This is a genomic window from Pseudobacteroides sp. (assembly GCF_036567765.1).
Taxonomy (GTDB): Bacteria; Bacillota; Clostridia; order Acetivibrionales; family DSM-2933; genus Pseudobacteroides.
The window spans coordinates 1-2,526 of record NZ_DATCTU010000070.1; the positions used below are offsets into that span (position 1 = coordinate 1).

Here is a 2,526-nt window from a genome sequence, read left to right on the forward strand (position 1 = left end):
ACTTTCAGGCCTTCATCCTCAGAACGGCAATATACAAGTCCTTGAGCAGACTTCTGACTACCAATATCGTATAAAGCTCACAGGCGAAGGCATTTACACCTTCACTGCCAGGACTACCGATTCAAACAACAACGAATACTCGGACTCCCTCAGCATCATAGTCCAGGACAAAGAAGATATTGATGCAAAATTGAAAGTCATGTGGGCTGACATGAAAACAAATCTTACAAATGGAGATATTGATGGGGCTCTAAAAAACTTTTGCATTTCTTCTGCCGAAAAATATAGGGATATATTTACCATCCTTAAAAATAAGCTGCCTGATATTGCCCTTAATATGCCCGATCTTGATCTTATAGATATTAGCGGGAGATTTGCAATATATAGGATCAAAAGGAATGAAATAATTAACGGGCAGAATGAACAAATAACATATTATGTAACTTTCTTCAGGGATGAATTTGGAAATTGGTCTCTGGTGAGTTTTTAAAAAGACGAGGAGATATCTAATGAATGGGACCTATCTAAAATATCTTGCCATATTCTTTATTGTTTTACAGACAGGGATATTTTCAATTTCATCTCCTTGTCTTGGAATGGATAAATTACCGGAAGAACCAACTGCAATTGTCGTTGACGCAGATACAGGTCAGCCTGTTGAAGGGGCAGTTGCAATCGCGATCTGGAGAACAGGAGGAGATAATTGTGCTGCGTTTGAGGGAGGATGTGAAAAGGTCTTAAAAATTGAAGAAGTCTTATCAGATAAGGATGGTAAAATATATATAAAAAATTTTTGGAAATGGCATCTTGAAAGGTCCCATTATCCAAGTTTGAATGTTTATAAATTCGGATATGTCTGTTGGGATAGGTATTGGATATTTGGACCTCAAACCCCAAAAAGACGAACTGACTTTTCAGAAACGAATAAAATTATTAAAATTCAAGTCAGACCAAAAGTATTTTCGTTCAAAAGGCATTCTTCATTTGTTTCAGAATGCTTAAGACCTTCTGATTATCCAATGAGGAATGGATTGTTTTTCAAAGAATTCAGCAAGGAACTTCCATACTCTATTAATGAAAATTGATATATTTATGAGGAGGTTACTATGAATAAACTGTGTAAGATAATATTATTATTGTTCTTTTTGTTTGAATCAAAATCTTATGCCTATGATATTTCTTTTACTCATAAATCTTTAACTGAAAAATCAGTAGATATTTCAGAAATAAATAATATCATTATTAATAGTTTAGGAATCTTTAAGGGATTAGATGAAGTTATTAATGGGTATAATCTTAAAGATATCATAACAAAAGGCAGCGTGGATGAAGACAACAAAGTTCGAGCATACAATCATTTTCACAACCCTTTGCCTGAAATCAATGCAGGTCTTGATGACAACATATCTATAGCGAATCTATTCTTCGATTTTTCGGGCCAATCAACAGTTGACTGGGCATTTGGAGAAACCATCTGCAATTCAGAAGATCCTAGCAATGATGGGGTATGCAATGATTACACATGGGGCAGGGCCAGGGAATATTATTACAAAGCCCTGACGGCTGATAATGATTTTGACAGATTGGATTCCTTTTCAAAATCGTTTGAAAGATTCGGAAGGGTTTTACATCTATTGGAAGACATGAGTGTTCCTGCGCATACAAGAAATGATATGCAGGGGCATTTAAGCTTTATCAAGTTTTCATGGAAAAAGCAAATGAATCAAAATACATGGGATGAATTCAAAAGGGTGCTCCTCGAAAACGTTAAAGATTGGGGAGGCAATCTTTATGAATATTATCTATTGGATGAATTTAAAAGTGAAAGGAAGACATTGTCAGATTTTTTACCTAAAAAAGATGAAGAGATTAAAAATAATATCCCGAAATTTTCCAAACCTCAAGACTATTGGGATAGGAATGTTTATATGAGGGGAAATAATCCAAATCCTGACAGTACGTTGCTTGTAAATGGCAAGGAACAGGCAGGGCTTTCGGAAATATCGAATGCTAATTTTTTCAGCATGAACACAATCTTCAAAGAAGGTGTGGATGTAAAGGATAAACACTGGTTTCCATATCCAAGTAAAAATGGCATTTCCGAGTATCAGGTGTATGAAGTTGTCCAGGCAAAAGATAAGAAAATCGATAAGTGGACATACCTGAAAAAGGACAAAGAAGGGTTGGCTGTAGATAAGCTAGTTGCAGTGAATTATTTTGCAAAACCTTTGGATGAACTTACTGACCAAGAAAAAGCCCAATGTGGTCCTAAATGTGATCCAGGAGGTTTGTATGTATTAAAAACAAAACTCGACAATCCCATTAATGATTATTACGCCACCATATTACTTCCTAAGACAGTTGCCTACACCGCCGGACTTATTAATTATTTTTTCCGTGGGCGGATGGGCATAGTACCGAAGTTTTCCGGGTATGATGCTGAGAGCCAGATGTTCAAGAAGGTAACCGTAGCTGCTACAAATGACTCGAAATGGATAGATGATCGGATAGAGCCTATGCCTTATG

Annotated in this window: 3 protein-coding genes; all 3 read left to right on the top strand. The window is 36.1% G+C overall.

What is annotated here, in order from left to right:
- The coding region (locus VIO64_RS10115; protein ID WP_331917738.1) for a hypothetical protein at window positions 1-490 on the top strand (490 nt) is incomplete at its 5' end.
- A gap of 19 nt (window positions 491-509) precedes the next feature.
- Window positions 510-1,085, top strand: a complete 576-nt coding sequence (locus VIO64_RS10120) for a hypothetical protein (protein WP_331917740.1) — start codon at window positions 510-512, stop codon at window positions 1,083-1,085.
- A gap of 21 nt (window positions 1,086-1,106) precedes the next feature.
- The coding region (locus VIO64_RS10125) for a hypothetical protein (RefSeq protein WP_331917742.1) at window positions 1,107-2,526 on the top strand (1,420 nt) is incomplete at its 3' end.

Coding starts and splice junctions, on each gene's coding strand:
- VIO64_RS10120 (WP_331917740.1), top strand. CDS start 510: ATGAATGGGACCTATCTAAAATATCTTGCCATATTCTTTATTGTTTTA.